Here is a 12,709-nt window from a genome sequence, read left to right on the forward strand (position 1 = left end):
TCCTGGTGTCTATGGCGCGGTGGAACCACACTGATCCCTTCCCGAACTCAGAGGTGAAACGCTGCTGCGGCGACGATAGTTGAGGGGTTGCCCTCTGTCACAATAGCTCGATGCCAGGTTTAATATTTAATAACAAAAGCCTCCTCTATTTATTTAGAGGGGGTTTTGGATATTTTGTACTTGACCTTCAGAAAGAAGTAAACTAGGCTAGGGATAATTAGTTTAAAAATGGTGCAGTTAGTGGTAATTCACCTTACATAGAACTGGGTATGTAGAAATTTACTAAGAAAATTTACATCAAATTTACTAATAATTAGTGGCAATAGTTATTAGATACTGCCACTAGAAATGATTATTAATAGTATGAAATTCGTTATTGCATTTGCTTGTCCAGGAAGTTTCAAGAACTAGGAAATTAAGGATCTTCTGGAAATACCCATTTTGGAGGTTCCATCATTTTTTTCCGCAGTCGTTCTTCAGCTATCTCCAGCATTTTATCCAACGAAGTCTCTTCAATAAACTTGGAAGTTGCTTCTCTAAACTCAATATTGGGACATTTATCGCCTAAAACGCAACCGTTAACGCAAGCTTCAGCGCAGTTAATTGTCTGCTCCACAGTAAATTCCTCTCTCAAGTACGGCGTTATTAACCTTTAGATAAATATTACTATTAAGTTTGTATGGTTATCAGAAGTTATTCTTGGTGCTACCTATTACCTGTTATCTAAACTCCTATGTCAGAATTATTAACTCATACTGGAACGATCGCGGCTATCGCTACTGCTGTTGTCCCCCAAAAAGGTAGTGTAGGTATTGTGCGGGTTTCTGGTGATCATGCAATGGCGATCGCCAGAACTCTATTTTTAGCACCGGGAAAACAAGCGTGGGAAAGTCACCGCATCCTTTATGGTTTTATCCGTCAACCCCAAACCAAGCAAGTAATTGATGAAGCTTTATTATTAATAATGAAAGCACCCCGTTCTTTCACCCGTGAAGATGTGGTAGAGTTTCATTGTCACGGGGGAATTATGGCAGTGCAACAAGTATTGCAATTATGTTTAGAAAATGGTGCAAGGTTAGCGCAACCGGGGGAATTTACGTTAAGGGCTTTTTTAAATGGTAGATTAGATTTAACCCAAGCTGAAAGTATTGCAGATTTAGTTGGTGCAAAATCTCCCCAAGCTGCACAAACAGCATTAGCAGGTTTACGGGGTAAATTAGCGCAACCGATTAGAAATTTACGCTCTCAATGTTTAGATATTTTAGCAGAAATTGAAGCGAGAATTGATTTTGAAGAAGATTTACCGCCTTTAGATGAACAAAGAATTATTCATGAAATTGATAGAATTAGTTTAGAAATAAATAAATTATTAGCCACAAAAGATCAAGGTGAATTATTAAGAACTGGGTTAAAAGTTGCCATTGTTGGCCGTCCGAATGTGGGAAAATCAAGTTTATTAAATGCTTGGAGTCAGAGCGATCGCGCTATTGTCACCGACTTACCTGGTACAACCCGTGATGTGGTAGAATCTCAGTTAGTTGTAGGGGGAATACCTGTACAAGTTTTGGATACTGCGGGTATTAGAGAAACAGTAGATCAGGTTGAGAAAATAGGAGTTGAGCGATCGCGTCAAGCTGCGAATAATGCAGATTTAGTGTTATTTACTATTGATGGTTCTGTGGGTTGGACCGATGCAGATCAAGAAATTTATGAACAGGTAAAACATCGTCCTTTGATTTTAGTAATTAATAAAATTGACCTCATTTCCGAAGCAGAAAAACAAACTCTGAAATCTAAAATCCAAAATGTAAAAGCTAAAATTGAAACTGCTGCTGCGAAAAATCAGGGTATTGATGATTTAGAAACAGCGATTTTGGAAAGTGTGGAAGTTGGAAATGTGGAAGCTGCTAATCTGGATTTAGCTATTAATCAAAGACAAGCAGCAGCATTAACAAAAGCAAAGATTGATTTAGCACAGGTGCAAGAAACTATTAAAAATCAATTACCTTTAGATTTTTGGACTATTGATTTACGAGGTGCTATTTATGCGTTGGGAGAAATTACGGGTGAAGAGGTGACGGAATCAGTTTTAGATCGGATTTTTAGTAGGTTTTGTATTGGTAAATGAATTTTAAATTTTGCCTTTAAATTTTGACATTTGTCAGAATCAGGATGTCCAAGATTTGAGGATTTACAGGATGTTTTTTTAACGAACCACAGAAACACAGAGGACACAGAGAAATATTTTCAGTTATTAAAATGATGTACTGATCTTGTAATTTTTCAGAATCAGGATGTTTTTGTTTTCTTTATACTTACTATGATAAATTTAATTTTTTGCGTTCAGATAATCTTTCTTCGCTATTCATTTGTAACAATTTAACTGTTGTTCTTCCTTCACAAGTCAAACCAACTAAAACCACTTCTGAAAACATGAAATGTAATTTCCATTCCTGCTGACGCGGGTTAAATAAAAAGCTAAAATTACCTGTATCTGGGTCAAATGAACCTAAATCACTACCCTTATATCGGTTACAACGCCAACAAGTGAGGGCTAAATTGTCAGCGTTGGTTTCACCACCATGCTTTTCTGCAATAATATGATCAATTTCGTGGGGAAAAAATGCAACTTTTGCAGGTAGTAAACAATACTCACATTGATAATTTGCACGTTCTTCTACTAAGCGGCGAAGTGCAGCCGAGATATATGATTTACTCATTTTTACTCTTTAAATAGGGGTTGCTGAGAAAGTCTTTCCGTGAGGGCATAGGAGTCAGGAGTCAGGAGTCAGGAGGAGATTTGAAAATTTCTTTGCTATCTCTTGAAATCCCAAAAAATGCACACTTTTTCCGGTATACCCTTCAAAACCCTTGCACTTTTTTCCTGTTTATCAGCCTCTAACCTTTGATATATCAAGGTTTTAGGTTTATTCAGCAAACCCTAAATAAGATAAATTACCAGATTTAATCATCACCATTAAGTGTTCAATGCGTTCATATTCATCTAATTCTTGCACTTCACTAGGTGTAATTTCACCTGATTTACTGCGTGTTAGTAAAGTACGTAACCTTTCTTGCATTTGCGGTGTGGGTTTAAATTCAGCAATTTCTTGTGGAGTAGGGTTACTGGCAATAAAATTAAGGATATATTGGTAAACTTGTGTTGGTATTAATGGTTTTTGCAGACTTACAGCTAGGAGTTCTGGTAAGGTATCTATTCCTATTTGTGCTATTTGTTGAGATAGTTCTTCTGATATTTCTAGGATAATTTTAGGCATAGTGTATTTTTCCAAAGTTTGTTATTTTATTATTGTGAGAATTAGGATTTACTACTAATATTTTAATTTGTCTGAATCAGGATGTCCAGGATTTGAGGATTTTCAGGATGTTTTTTGATGATTGTTTGTGAGGATGTTGGGGATTTTTGAGGAGGTTTTCAAATGATTGATTTTGCATAATTTAAACAATCTATAAATTACTATCCTGCTCATCCTTTAATCCTGGTTATCCTGATTCAGACAAAGAATATATTAAACTTCTATTCATTTAGCCAACTAAAAAGTTGACCTACAGTGAGATTAAAAGACTCTGCAAAAGCTGGAACAGGTAAAGTATCTGTTTCTAATTCAAATAATAGAATACGTTGATCAGCAAAATAGACAAAAATTAATTTTTCTTCAGGGTCAATTAACCAACCCATTTGAGTACCATATTGAAGACAATGAAGAATATTTCTAACTACTTTAGTTTGACTTTGTTCAGGAGAAAGTATTTCAATTGTCCAGTCAGGAGGGATAGTAAAAGTATTAGCAACTTCACCATTTTCATCGCGGGGAATGCGTTCCCAAGTGAAGACGGCAATATCTGGTACAATGGATCTACCGCCAAAGGTACAGCGTAATTCAGAGTATGCGCGGGCGATATGCTGGGGTTTTAGTGCTAGGTTAATATTAGAACCGAGGTCAAGCTGAACTGTGCTATGTTTTCCTTGGGGCATGGGTTTTTGAATGATTTCACCGTTAATAAATTCGCTTGCTGGTTTTGTTTCTGGTAATTTGAGAAATTCATCAAGGGTTAGGGGTTTAATAGGGGTTTGAACCATTATCATTTCGGGTGATGTGGATTATCAATATTGTATCTTATTTTATTTGATGATTTTTTGTGAGGATGTTGAGGATTTTTCAGAATGTTTTTTGATGATTGTCTTTAAATAATTTAAACTATCTAAAAATTACCATCCTGTACATCCTTTAATCCTGAGTATCCTAATTCTGACAATCAAAATGGTGCGTTACGTCATGTATTTGATTTGTGTATTTTATCATCTTTTTGCACTCCTAACGCACCCTACAAAGTTATGGTAACATCTCTAAAATAGTCGCCATTGGTAAATAAAGTTTTAGTGGTTGACTAGAAAAGGGGATAAACTGATGATATTCATAAAATGCCTTAGCTTGATCATTTTTAGCATCCACTACAACTGCCATAGAAGCTACTTCATTATTCTTACTTCTTGCTAAAGCGTCAAATAATAGAAAAGTACCTAATCCCTGATTTTGATAATTTTTATCAATAGCTAATCTTCCTAATAATGTAGCTGGAAGTAAGGGATATTTAGGCAATTTTCTGATGAGAAAATCAGGTAAATCAGTTAATTGAATAGCAGTTGCAGCTAATGTATAATAACCAGCAATATGTTGTTTTTCTGAATCATATAAAACAAATACTGCTGTCAAAAATCGCCGTACATCCTGTTTAGCTTGCTTTTTTAAATAATAGTCAAGTGCTTCTATTCCACAGGAAAAATCATCTCGATTATGTTGAGCAGAAATAGGCTCAATGATATAATTAAAGTTAGGAATAGTCATTTTAATTCTGTTGCTTTTTTATACTCAGCCGCAGCTTTCATCATCCGTGCATTAGGTGTTGGAGGATGCAGTAGTGATTCTACAAAAGATTGAGAATCTTTTAAACTCAATTTAATCTGATTATGTTCTGATATTACTTTACGAGCGTGGGATTGTGCGCTTCTAATGACAAAATCAGTTAAAGTTGTTCCTTCAATTTCCGCAGCAATTTGTAATATTTCTTTCTGTTCAGAAGTTAATCGTGCTTCTAAACGTTCTTTTTTAGATAATGATGATTTTCCAGTATTTAGCATAAATTTTATGGATCTCAACTTTTTTCTATTGTACGTCTAATTTCCGTACTTTGACATTTTTTGATAAACTACCAGATTTAATCATTATTTGTCTGAATCAGGATGTCCAGGATTTGAGGATTTACAGGATGTTTTTTGATGATTGTTTGTGATGATTTGAGGATTTTAATTGTCTGAATCAGGATGTCCAGGATTTGAGGATATACAGGATGTTTTTTGATGATTTTTTGTGAGGATGTTGGGATTTACAGGATGTTTTTTGATGATTTTATTGAAATGATTACAAACCATCTAAAAATTACCATCCTGTACATCCTTTAATCCTGGTTATCCTGATTCTGACTTAATAATTTTCCATAATCTTTAAATGTTACAGTTTACAAGTCTCGACACGAGAGAAGAGAACCCCCCACACACCCAACACAACCACACCCCACCCAAAACAAACACAGGGGAGGTGGCCTTCTGGTGCTTTTATATCAAAAGTAATATCTCTGTAGTACAACCCGCTTCTCAACCAGCTTCCTCCTTTTCTCCATCCTACCTTATCCCCGAACTTATTCCAGATTTCTGAGTTATATTCTCTCGTTCCACCTAAACCCTGATAAATCCTTTTCTGAACAGAAAACCCAAATCTACCATCACTGTATTTTACCCATAATTGGTCAATGGTGCGAAGGTCTTTGTAGGGAAAATTATCAATGTGTTCTGTATCTAACCAACCTTCCTTTTCCCGTTTTGCAACTTCTAACATTACCTGTGCTGTTTCCTTATCCGCTTCTTTCCAGTTCCCTGCTTTAAGGTAGTTTTGCAGTTTATTATAATCCATCCCTACATCTGATTTTAATTCTAACTCATTACCATTATTACCACTACTTAAACCAGGAAATAAACCCACCCATTCCTTCATACTTTGGGGACGGTTTTTAGGTTCTAATTCCAAACCTTGAATAATCGCTTTATTTAACCTATCACTAATCTTTGAATTTATCCTTTTTGGTTCAATTAAATCATTATTTAACATCTTCCTTGCTAAACAAGGTGTGGGAGTATCTCCAGTCACCAAATAAAACAAAGAAGCAGCTAAAGTATAAACATCTATACTTGCTGATTTTTCCGTTTCTAACATTTGTTCCCAAGGTGCAAAAGCTAAATTAGCAGCTTGGTTAATACTTTGACTATTCACATTTCCCGCTAAACCAAAATCTATTAAAACTACAGTATTGCTATTTTCTCTTAATATCATATTTCCAGGATGTGCGTCCCGATGAATAATGCCATTTTCATGACAAAGAGATAAAGCGTCAGCAATTTGTTTAATATAATCAATAGCATTTGATTCTGATAAAATTCCTTTATCTTGTACTAAATGATATAAATTTTCACCCTTGACAAAATCCATCACCAAACATGGTAAATTATCCTCTTCAAAAAAGTCTATAATTCTGACAATATGAGGATGATGAAATTGCGTAATATCGGCTAATCTTCTTCCTTCTTTGCGAAAACCTTCCACAAATTTAGGATAATTAGCATCTCTACACAACCGACTATTAGGAGTTTTAATAACTACAGGAAAATTCAAATCTTGATGTTTAGCTTTATAAGTAACACCAAAACCTCCAACACCAATTTCTGTTTCTATCACATATTGGGGACGTTTTTTTAATGCTTTTCCGGGTTGTAGCATAAATCAGGATAATGATTGATGATGTCCGTGATTATAACACACTACATAAGTATTAACACGATCAGCAATCAATAACATCCTGTAAATCCTTTAATCCTGGACATCCTGATTCAGACAATTAAATTTTGACTTTTGACTTTTTACTTTTGACTTCCCGAAGGGTGTCCTGATTCAGACAATTGAAAAATTCAAATCCCCTCGCAAAATTCGGTCATCTAAATAGTTTATTATCTTAAAATATCAACATATCAAACACGACCAAGGTAAACTATGAAAAAATCACTGCAACTACCCCAAAAACTCATGTTACTCGGTTCAGGAGAACTAGGAAAAGAATTTGTCATTGCTGCACAACGCTTAGGTAATTATGTGATTGCAGTTGATCGTTATGCAAACGCTCCCGCAATGCAGGTTGCTGACTGTTCAGAAGTAATTTCTATGCTCAGTGCAGATGATTTAGAAGCGGTAGTTAGTAAACACAAACCTGATTTTATTATCCCAGAAATTGAAGCAATTAGAACTGAAAAATTACAGGAATTTGAACAAAGAGGAATCACAGTTATTCCTACCGCAGCAGCAACTAATTACACGATGAATCGTGATAGAATCCGAGAATTAGCACATAAGGAATTAGGGGTAAGAACCGCTAAATATGGTTATGCAGTCAGCTTAGAAGAATTGATTGCTATTTCTGAAGAAATCGGTTTTCCTAATGTTGTTAAACCTGTCATGTCATCATCAGGAAAAGGTCAATCTGTAGTTAATGATAAAACAGAAGTAGAAACAGCTTGGAAATATGCAATTGAAAATTCTAGAGGTGACAGTCAAAAAGTCATAGTTGAAGAATTTATCAATTTTGAAATAGAAATCACTTTACTGACAATTAAACAATGGGATGCAGAAACTATTTTCTGTCCTCCCATTGGACACAGACAAGAAAGAGGAGATTATCAAGAATCTTGGCAACCTGCAAATATTTCTGATGATAAAATATTAGCTGCTCAAGAAATTGCTAAAAAAGTTACTGATGCTTTAGGAGGTGCGGGAATTTTTGGGGTAGAATTTTTCATCACTAAAGATGAAGTGATTTTCTCTGAACTTTCACCTCGTCCCCATGATACCGGAATGGTAACGTTAATTTCCCAGAATTTGAATGAATTTGAATTACATTTACGGGCAATTTTAGGTTTACCTATTCCCCATATTGAACAACTAGGATATTCTGCAAGTGCGGTAATTTTAGCCTCTGAAAAATCTGATTCTATTGCTTTTACTGGTGTTGCAGAAGCATTAGTAGAAAAGGATGTAGATATTAGATTATTTGGTAAACCAACCGCACATCCTTACAGAAGAATGGGAGTTGCATTAGCAAAAGGTAATGATGAAAAATCAGCAAGGGAAAAAGCGACAAAAGCAGCAAATAAAGTGAAATTAGTTTAAATGTAAAACTTCATTAGGGTGCGTTACGCTGTGCCTAACACACCCTACAATATATAATACTTACTTTCCTAGAAATGCTATAATAAAACAGGAACTCCAATAATTGTATAGGATAAATTTATGACTTCACCATTTCCAGGGATGAATCCCTATTTAGAAAATCCTGATTTATGGTCAGAAGTACATCATAGATTAATTACAGCGATTGCTGATAATATAGAATCCCATCTTAGCCAAAAATATCGCGTAGCTATAGAAAAACGCACCTATAGAACTGACAGTGAAGATTCTCTGTTAGTTGGTATTCCCGATGTAACGATTTTATCAGTAAAACAAAAAACTCAAAAATCAGATAGTTATACAGCAACAGCAACTTTATCCACAGAAACAGCAAATAAATCCGTCGATGTCACATTACCCTTACCTTTAGAAATCAAAGAAGGATATTTAGAAATTAGAGAAGTTTCTACAGGTAAAGTAGTAACTATAATTGAAGTGCTTTCTCCTACTAATAAAAGAACAAAAGAAGGTAGAAAATCTTATTTAGACAAACGGGAGAAAATACTACAAAGTGATACTAATTTAGTAGAAATAGACTTAATTAGGGCTGGGGAAAAGATGCCTATGATTACCCATATTGCTGATACAGATTATCGAATTTTAATTGTTAGGTCTTATCGCTTGCCATCGGCTCAACTATTTGCATTTAGTGTCAGAGAAACTATACCTAATTTTACTATTCCTCTACAAAAAGGGGAACAGGAAATAGAAGTAAACTTGCAGGATTTGTTATCAGTTATCTATAAAAAAGCTAGATTTGATTTAACCTTAGATTATAATATTCCTCCTGTACCAGATTTATCTGTGGAAGCTCAAGAATGGATGGATCAATTATTAAGAGAACAAGGAAGAAGAGGTGACAGCTAAAGTAGATAGATAAGGGTGTGTTAGCGATCGCCTAACTCACCACACTAATTATCTAAATTCCCAAATCTACCGCAATACGATGAGCGCAAGCAAACCCAGAAAACGCCACAGCATTTAAACCTTGACCCGGAAATGTGCTATCACCCACACAATAAAGATTAGGTATGGTGGTACGATTAAAAGGCATACCCAACAAACCCCATAACTTACGTCTGGGTATTGGTCCATAAGTTCCATCAACCCTACCTAAAAACCGCCGATGGGTTAGGGGTGTTCCCACTTGCATATAGTCCAAACCCGCATCTAAACCGGGAAAAATTCGTTCTAATCTGTTAATAATTTCCCCTGCTGCTTGTTCCTTCTTTTCTGCATATTCACTCCTAGAAAGTCCCCGCCAATTATCAATCCAATCCGGTGTAAAAGCATGAATAATGTGGTATTCTGGAGGAGCTAAACTCGGATCTAGCAATGTGGGAATAGATACAAACAGGGTCCCTGCTGCTGATTCCATTTTTTCCCAGTCTTCTAAAATAATGTGATGACATTCTGTTCCTGTAGGTAATACGGAAGCTTTTACACCTAAATGCAAACTTAAAAAACTTGGTGATTTCTGATATCTCTGCTGCCAATTTTTCTCATTAGGTGGTATTTGTGCTTTTGGTAGTAATTTTTCAAAAGTGTCCCAGCGCGTAGCATTAGATACAATTTTTTTACCATGATAAACTTCACCTGTTGCTAATTGTACACCAATAGCTTGACCCTGTTTAGTGAGAATTTTTGTCACTCTTGCTTGATATTCAATTTTACCACCACATTTTTCTAAACCTTCTGCTAATTTTTGGGCAATTTTTCCTACTCCACCTTTAGGATAATTAACTCCCCCATAATGACGATCAGAAAACACCATTCCAGCATTAATCATTGGTGTCATATTAGCAGGAACGACAGACCAACAATAACATTCAATATCTATGAATTTTAATAATAACGGATCTTTAATATATTTGCGGGCTATATCGCCAACATTTTGCGGTAAGTATTGGGCTAAACCTAAGCAAGCTAAGGGGTTTTGCCAGAATACTCGCATTACATAACCAATTTCTTCTAATGATAATAATTCTATGCTATTGAGGCAATTAAAAATTTTTTGACATTCGTTATAAAATCGGCGAATCCCTGTTTCTTCATGGGGAAAATAAGCAATTAAATTTTGTAAAAATTTCTCGTAATTTTGATCAACTTTAATATCTAAATTATCAGGTAAATGATAATGAATTTGGACAGGATCAGGGATGGTTTCTAAGTGAACATTGACTGCATCTAAAGCGCGGGTGAGTAGGTTGGTTGTTCCTTTTTTACCAAAACCAAATATCATGGATGCACCAACATCAAAAGTATATCCTTGGTGTTGAAAATAACCTGCACTACCACCAGGAATTAAATAACGTTCTAAAACCAAGACTTTCGCGCCTTTAGCTGCTAACTGGGTGGCGGTAACTAAACCCCCGATACCAGCACCAATAATAATAGCATCAAACATAATTGGTAATTGGTAATTGCTAATTGGTAATTGGTAATTGGTAATTGGTAAATACTAGAGTTTGCGTATTTGTTCTCATTTTTTATATTTTAGCCTTGAAAGCTGAAAAAAAGAGGGACAAGCCGCTATTACTGGCCAATCCCGTCTGCCGATCCTTTAAAGAGAGGAGAACACTATAAACAATATAGCCTTGATTGAGAATATCTGTCAACTACTAATGAAAATTTATTGCAATAGTTGGAAAGCGATCGCACAAATGCCGGAAATACACAGATTGTCCACAGCCATAAATGAGCCTATCTAACCAATGCACAGGCGGGAAAGAGTATGATGGTGGATCAGTTCCTTGATAGTGAGAGGCTGCTTTTTGAACTATGACTCAACAATTGCTAGTTTATGTCCCACCCCATCCCCTGATCAAACACTGGCTGGCGGTAGCTCGTGATGCAGCTACACCTTCAGTATTATTTCGCTCTGCGATTACGGAGTTGGGACGATGGCTAAGTTATGAAGCCGCAAGAGAGTGGTTACCAACGCAAAACACGGTGGTTAATACTCCCTTAGCTCCTTGTGCAGCAACTTTCATTGATCCACAAGTACCAGTGGCAGTTGTACCGATTCTCCGGGCTGGGTTAGGCTTATTAGAGGGAGCGCAAACGGTATTACCTTTAGCAAAAGTTTACCATTTGGGTTTAGTGCGAAATGAGGAAACCTTAGAACCCTCTTGTTATTTGAACAAACTACCAGAGAAATTTGATCCAGAAACGAGGGTGTTAATTACCGATCCCATGTTAGCAACAGGAGGATCTATAATGACAGCAATGGCAGAATTGACACAAAGGGGTGTTGATCCGACGTTAACGCGAATTGTTTGCGTGGTAGCTGCACCACCAGCTTTGCAAAAATTGAGTGCTGCTTATCCTGGCTTAACAGTTTATAGTGCCATCATTGATGAAACGGTTAACGATCAGGGATTTATTGTACCGGGATTAGGAGATGCAGGCGATCGCATCTTTGGGACTTGACGAAGGCAGAAGGCAGAAGGCAGAAGGCCGTTTTTGTTATGGGTATTAATCACCCACTGCAAAAACTTTGCACCTGAAAAAGCGGGGTTTTAGACCCGAATGTTTGGATAACTAATAAAATTACTGAAAATGGGCTTCTGATGGTTTCTTTGTTCAAGGCGGTGAAAATATGAGTCAAAAAGATGGTTTTGCCAGTGGTTTTTTACTTGGGTCTATTGTTGGCGGTGTAGTTGGCGGCGTTTTAGGTGCTGTGCTGGCATCTCGACGGGATACAGTGGAAGAGGAAGAGAGAGAAATTAACAATGGTTCTGTGACAGCGGGTAAAGTTCCAGCTAGAAGAAAACGGCAGATGAGATCCGCTGCTGGTGAAGATTTAGAAATGGAAACAGCAAGGCGATCGCTAGAAGATAAAATCGCTCAACTCAATGCCACAATTGATGATGTGCGAAATCAGTTGAGCAATGTTAATGGTAGTTCATCTCCAACCGCTGAACGCTCTATGTCCCAAGACCCTTAAACAACGGCTATATCATAGCAAAAAACCTATTTTGGTAGATGTCGCTGTTATTTGCAGACGCTATGACATTAGCTCCATTACAATCAAGAAATAAGACAGCGTTTAGCTTTTACCACAAAAATAACCCATCTATGTATTTACTGATTAACACTCTCAATACTTTCATCACTATCTATAGCTCTTTGCTAATCATTCGGGTTTTATTAACCTGGTTTCCCCAAGTCAACTGGTATAACCAACCATTTGCAGCCTTGAGCCAGATTAGTGACCCCTATCTTAATCTATTTCGTTCAATTATCCCCCCATTGGGTGGTATGGATTTTTCGCCTATCCTAGCTTTCCTTGCACTCAATGTTGCTAGTAGTTTAATATCTGGTCTTGTTCCTTTAGTCCAGGGATTTTAAATCAT

14 protein-coding genes and 1 rRNA gene are annotated in these 12,709 nt (G+C 36.4%); 7 read left to right on the forward strand and 8 right to left on the reverse strand.

The annotated features are described in order from the left end of the window. The first annotated feature begins 1 nt into the window (after position 1). A 5S ribosomal RNA gene (rrf, locus tag FFR48_RS05365) occupies positions 2-119 on the forward strand. A 296-nt stretch (positions 120-415) separates the two neighbouring features. Here the strand turns inward: rrf and FFR48_RS05370 are convergent. Further along, on the reverse strand, positions 416-616 hold the full coding sequence (locus FFR48_RS05370) for a hypothetical protein (RefSeq protein ID WP_096571267.1): 201 nt from the start codon (positions 614-616) through the stop codon (positions 416-418). A 117-nt stretch (positions 617-733) separates the two neighbouring features. Here FFR48_RS05370 and mnmE point away from each other — a divergent pair, with 117 nt between their 5' ends. Then, positions 734-2,128 carry a tRNA uridine-5-carboxymethylaminomethyl(34) synthesis GTPase MnmE gene (mnmE, locus tag FFR48_RS05375; RefSeq protein WP_137666626.1) on the forward strand — a complete coding sequence of 465 codons (1,395 nt, stop codon included), beginning with the start codon at positions 734-736 and terminating at the stop codon, positions 2,126-2,128. A 190-nt stretch (positions 2,129-2,318) separates the two neighbouring features. On the opposite strand, the gene FFR48_RS05380 is transcribed toward mnmE, so the two are convergent. From FFR48_RS05380 to FFR48_RS05405, 6 genes are all read right to left on the reverse strand, one after another. Continuing rightward, positions 2,319-2,720 (reverse strand): HNH endonuclease, encoded by a 402-nt coding sequence (locus FFR48_RS05380; protein ID WP_137666627.1) that lies wholly within the window; start codon positions 2,718-2,720, stop codon positions 2,319-2,321. Positions 2,721-2,927: 207 nt separating this feature from the next. Next, complete coding sequence (locus FFR48_RS05385) at positions 2,928-3,278, reverse strand: hypothetical protein (RefSeq protein WP_137666628.1); 351 nt, start codon at positions 3,276-3,278, stop codon at positions 2,928-2,930. Positions 3,279-3,538: 260 nt separating this feature from the next. Next, positions 3,539-4,102, reverse strand: coding sequence for a Uma2 family endonuclease (locus FFR48_RS05390; protein WP_096571271.1), 564 nt, complete (start codon positions 4,100-4,102; stop codon positions 3,539-3,541). 253 nt (positions 4,103-4,355) lie between these two features. Further along, complete coding sequence (locus tag FFR48_RS05395) at positions 4,356-4,868, reverse strand: GNAT family N-acetyltransferase (protein WP_096571273.1); 513 nt, start codon at positions 4,866-4,868, stop codon at positions 4,356-4,358. After that, on the reverse strand, positions 4,865-5,161 hold the full coding sequence (locus FFR48_RS05400; RefSeq protein ID WP_137666629.1) for a type II toxin-antitoxin system TacA family antitoxin: 297 nt from the start codon (positions 5,159-5,161) through the stop codon (positions 4,865-4,867). Before FFR48_RS05400 ends, FFR48_RS05395 begins: the two co-directional genes overlap by 4 nt. A gap of 370 nt (positions 5,162-5,531) precedes the next feature. After that, positions 5,532-6,851: a serine/threonine-protein kinase gene (locus tag FFR48_RS05405; protein ID WP_137666630.1), complete on the reverse strand. Its 1,320-nt coding sequence runs from the start codon at positions 6,849-6,851 to the stop codon at positions 5,532-5,534. A gap of 270 nt (positions 6,852-7,121) precedes the next feature. Between FFR48_RS05405 and purT the strand changes: the two genes are divergently transcribed. Further along, positions 7,122-8,291 (forward strand): formate-dependent phosphoribosylglycinamide formyltransferase, encoded by a 1,170-nt coding sequence (gene purT / locus FFR48_RS05410; RefSeq protein WP_137666631.1) that lies wholly within the window; start codon positions 7,122-7,124, stop codon positions 8,289-8,291. 120 nt (positions 8,292-8,411) lie between these two features. Next, positions 8,412-9,218, forward strand: coding sequence for a DUF4058 family protein (locus FFR48_RS05415; RefSeq protein WP_137666632.1), 807 nt, complete (start codon positions 8,412-8,414; stop codon positions 9,216-9,218). A 52-nt stretch (positions 9,219-9,270) separates the two neighbouring features. Here the strand turns inward: FFR48_RS05415 and crtH are convergent, their stop codons facing one another. Next, entirely contained in the window at positions 9,271-10,758 is a 1,488-nt protein-coding gene (gene crtH / locus FFR48_RS05420; RefSeq protein WP_137666633.1) for a carotenoid isomerase, read from the reverse strand. Between the two features lie 374 nt (positions 10,759-11,132). Here crtH and upp point away from each other — a divergent pair, with 374 nt between their 5' ends. The 3 genes from upp to FFR48_RS05435 all read left to right on the forward strand — a co-directional run bounded on the left by upp (position 11,133) and on the right by FFR48_RS05435 (position 12,704). Beyond that, positions 11,133-11,783: a uracil phosphoribosyltransferase gene (gene upp, locus FFR48_RS05425; RefSeq protein WP_096571283.1), complete on the forward strand. Its 651-nt coding sequence runs from the start codon at positions 11,133-11,135 to the stop codon at positions 11,781-11,783. Between the two features lie 169 nt (positions 11,784-11,952). Further along, positions 11,953-12,300, forward strand: coding sequence for a ssl2009 family thylakoid membrane protein (locus FFR48_RS05430; protein ID WP_137666634.1), 348 nt, complete (start codon positions 11,953-11,955; stop codon positions 12,298-12,300). Between the two features lie 131 nt (positions 12,301-12,431). Further along, a complete protein-coding gene (locus FFR48_RS05435; protein ID WP_096571285.1) occupies positions 12,432-12,704 on the forward strand; it encodes a YggT family protein in 273 nt (90 codons plus the stop codon). Positions 12,705-12,709 lie beyond the last annotated feature (5 nt).

This window comes from Sphaerospermopsis reniformis, assembly GCF_005402885.1.
GTDB classification, from domain to species: domain Bacteria; phylum Cyanobacteriota; class Cyanobacteriia; order Cyanobacteriales; family Nostocaceae; genus Sphaerospermopsis; species Sphaerospermopsis kisseleviana.

What these genes read in the sequence shown, in the direction of transcription:
- mnmE (WP_137666626.1), top strand. Translation starts at nt 734, where the DNA reads ATGTCAGAATTATTAACTCATACTGGAACGATCGCGGCTATCGCTACT.
- FFR48_RS05380 (WP_137666627.1), bottom strand. Translation starts at nt 2,720, where the DNA reads ATGAGTAAATCATATATCTCGGCTGCACTTCGCCGCTTAGTAGAAGAA.
- FFR48_RS05385 (WP_137666628.1), bottom strand. Translation starts at nt 3,278, where the DNA reads ATGCCTAAAATTATCCTAGAAATATCAGAAGAACTATCTCAACAAATA.
- FFR48_RS05390 (WP_096571271.1), bottom strand. Translation starts at nt 4,102, where the DNA reads ATGGTTCAAACCCCTATTAAACCCCTAACCCTTGATGAATTTCTCAAA.
- FFR48_RS05395 (WP_096571273.1), bottom strand. Translation starts at nt 4,868, where the DNA reads ATGACTATTCCTAACTTTAATTATATCATTGAGCCTATTTCTGCTCAA.
- FFR48_RS05400 (WP_137666629.1), bottom strand. Translation starts at nt 5,161, where the DNA reads ATGCTAAATACTGGAAAATCATCATTATCTAAAAAAGAACGTTTAGAA.
- FFR48_RS05405 (WP_137666630.1), bottom strand. Translation starts at nt 6,851, where the DNA reads ATGCTACAACCCGGAAAAGCATTAAAAAAACGTCCCCAATATGTGATA.
- purT (WP_137666631.1), top strand. Translation starts at nt 7,122, where the DNA reads ATGAAAAAATCACTGCAACTACCCCAAAAACTCATGTTACTCGGTTCA.
- FFR48_RS05415 (WP_137666632.1), top strand. Translation starts at nt 8,412, where the DNA reads ATGACTTCACCATTTCCAGGGATGAATCCCTATTTAGAAAATCCTGAT.
- crtH (WP_137666633.1), bottom strand. Translation starts at nt 10,758, where the DNA reads ATGTTTGATGCTATTATTATTGGTGCTGGTATCGGGGGTTTAGTTACC.
- upp (WP_096571283.1), top strand. Translation starts at nt 11,133, where the DNA reads ATGACTCAACAATTGCTAGTTTATGTCCCACCCCATCCCCTGATCAAA.
- FFR48_RS05430 (WP_137666634.1), top strand. Translation starts at nt 11,953, where the DNA reads ATGAGTCAAAAAGATGGTTTTGCCAGTGGTTTTTTACTTGGGTCTATT.
- FFR48_RS05435 (WP_096571285.1), top strand. Translation starts at nt 12,432, where the DNA reads ATGTATTTACTGATTAACACTCTCAATACTTTCATCACTATCTATAGC.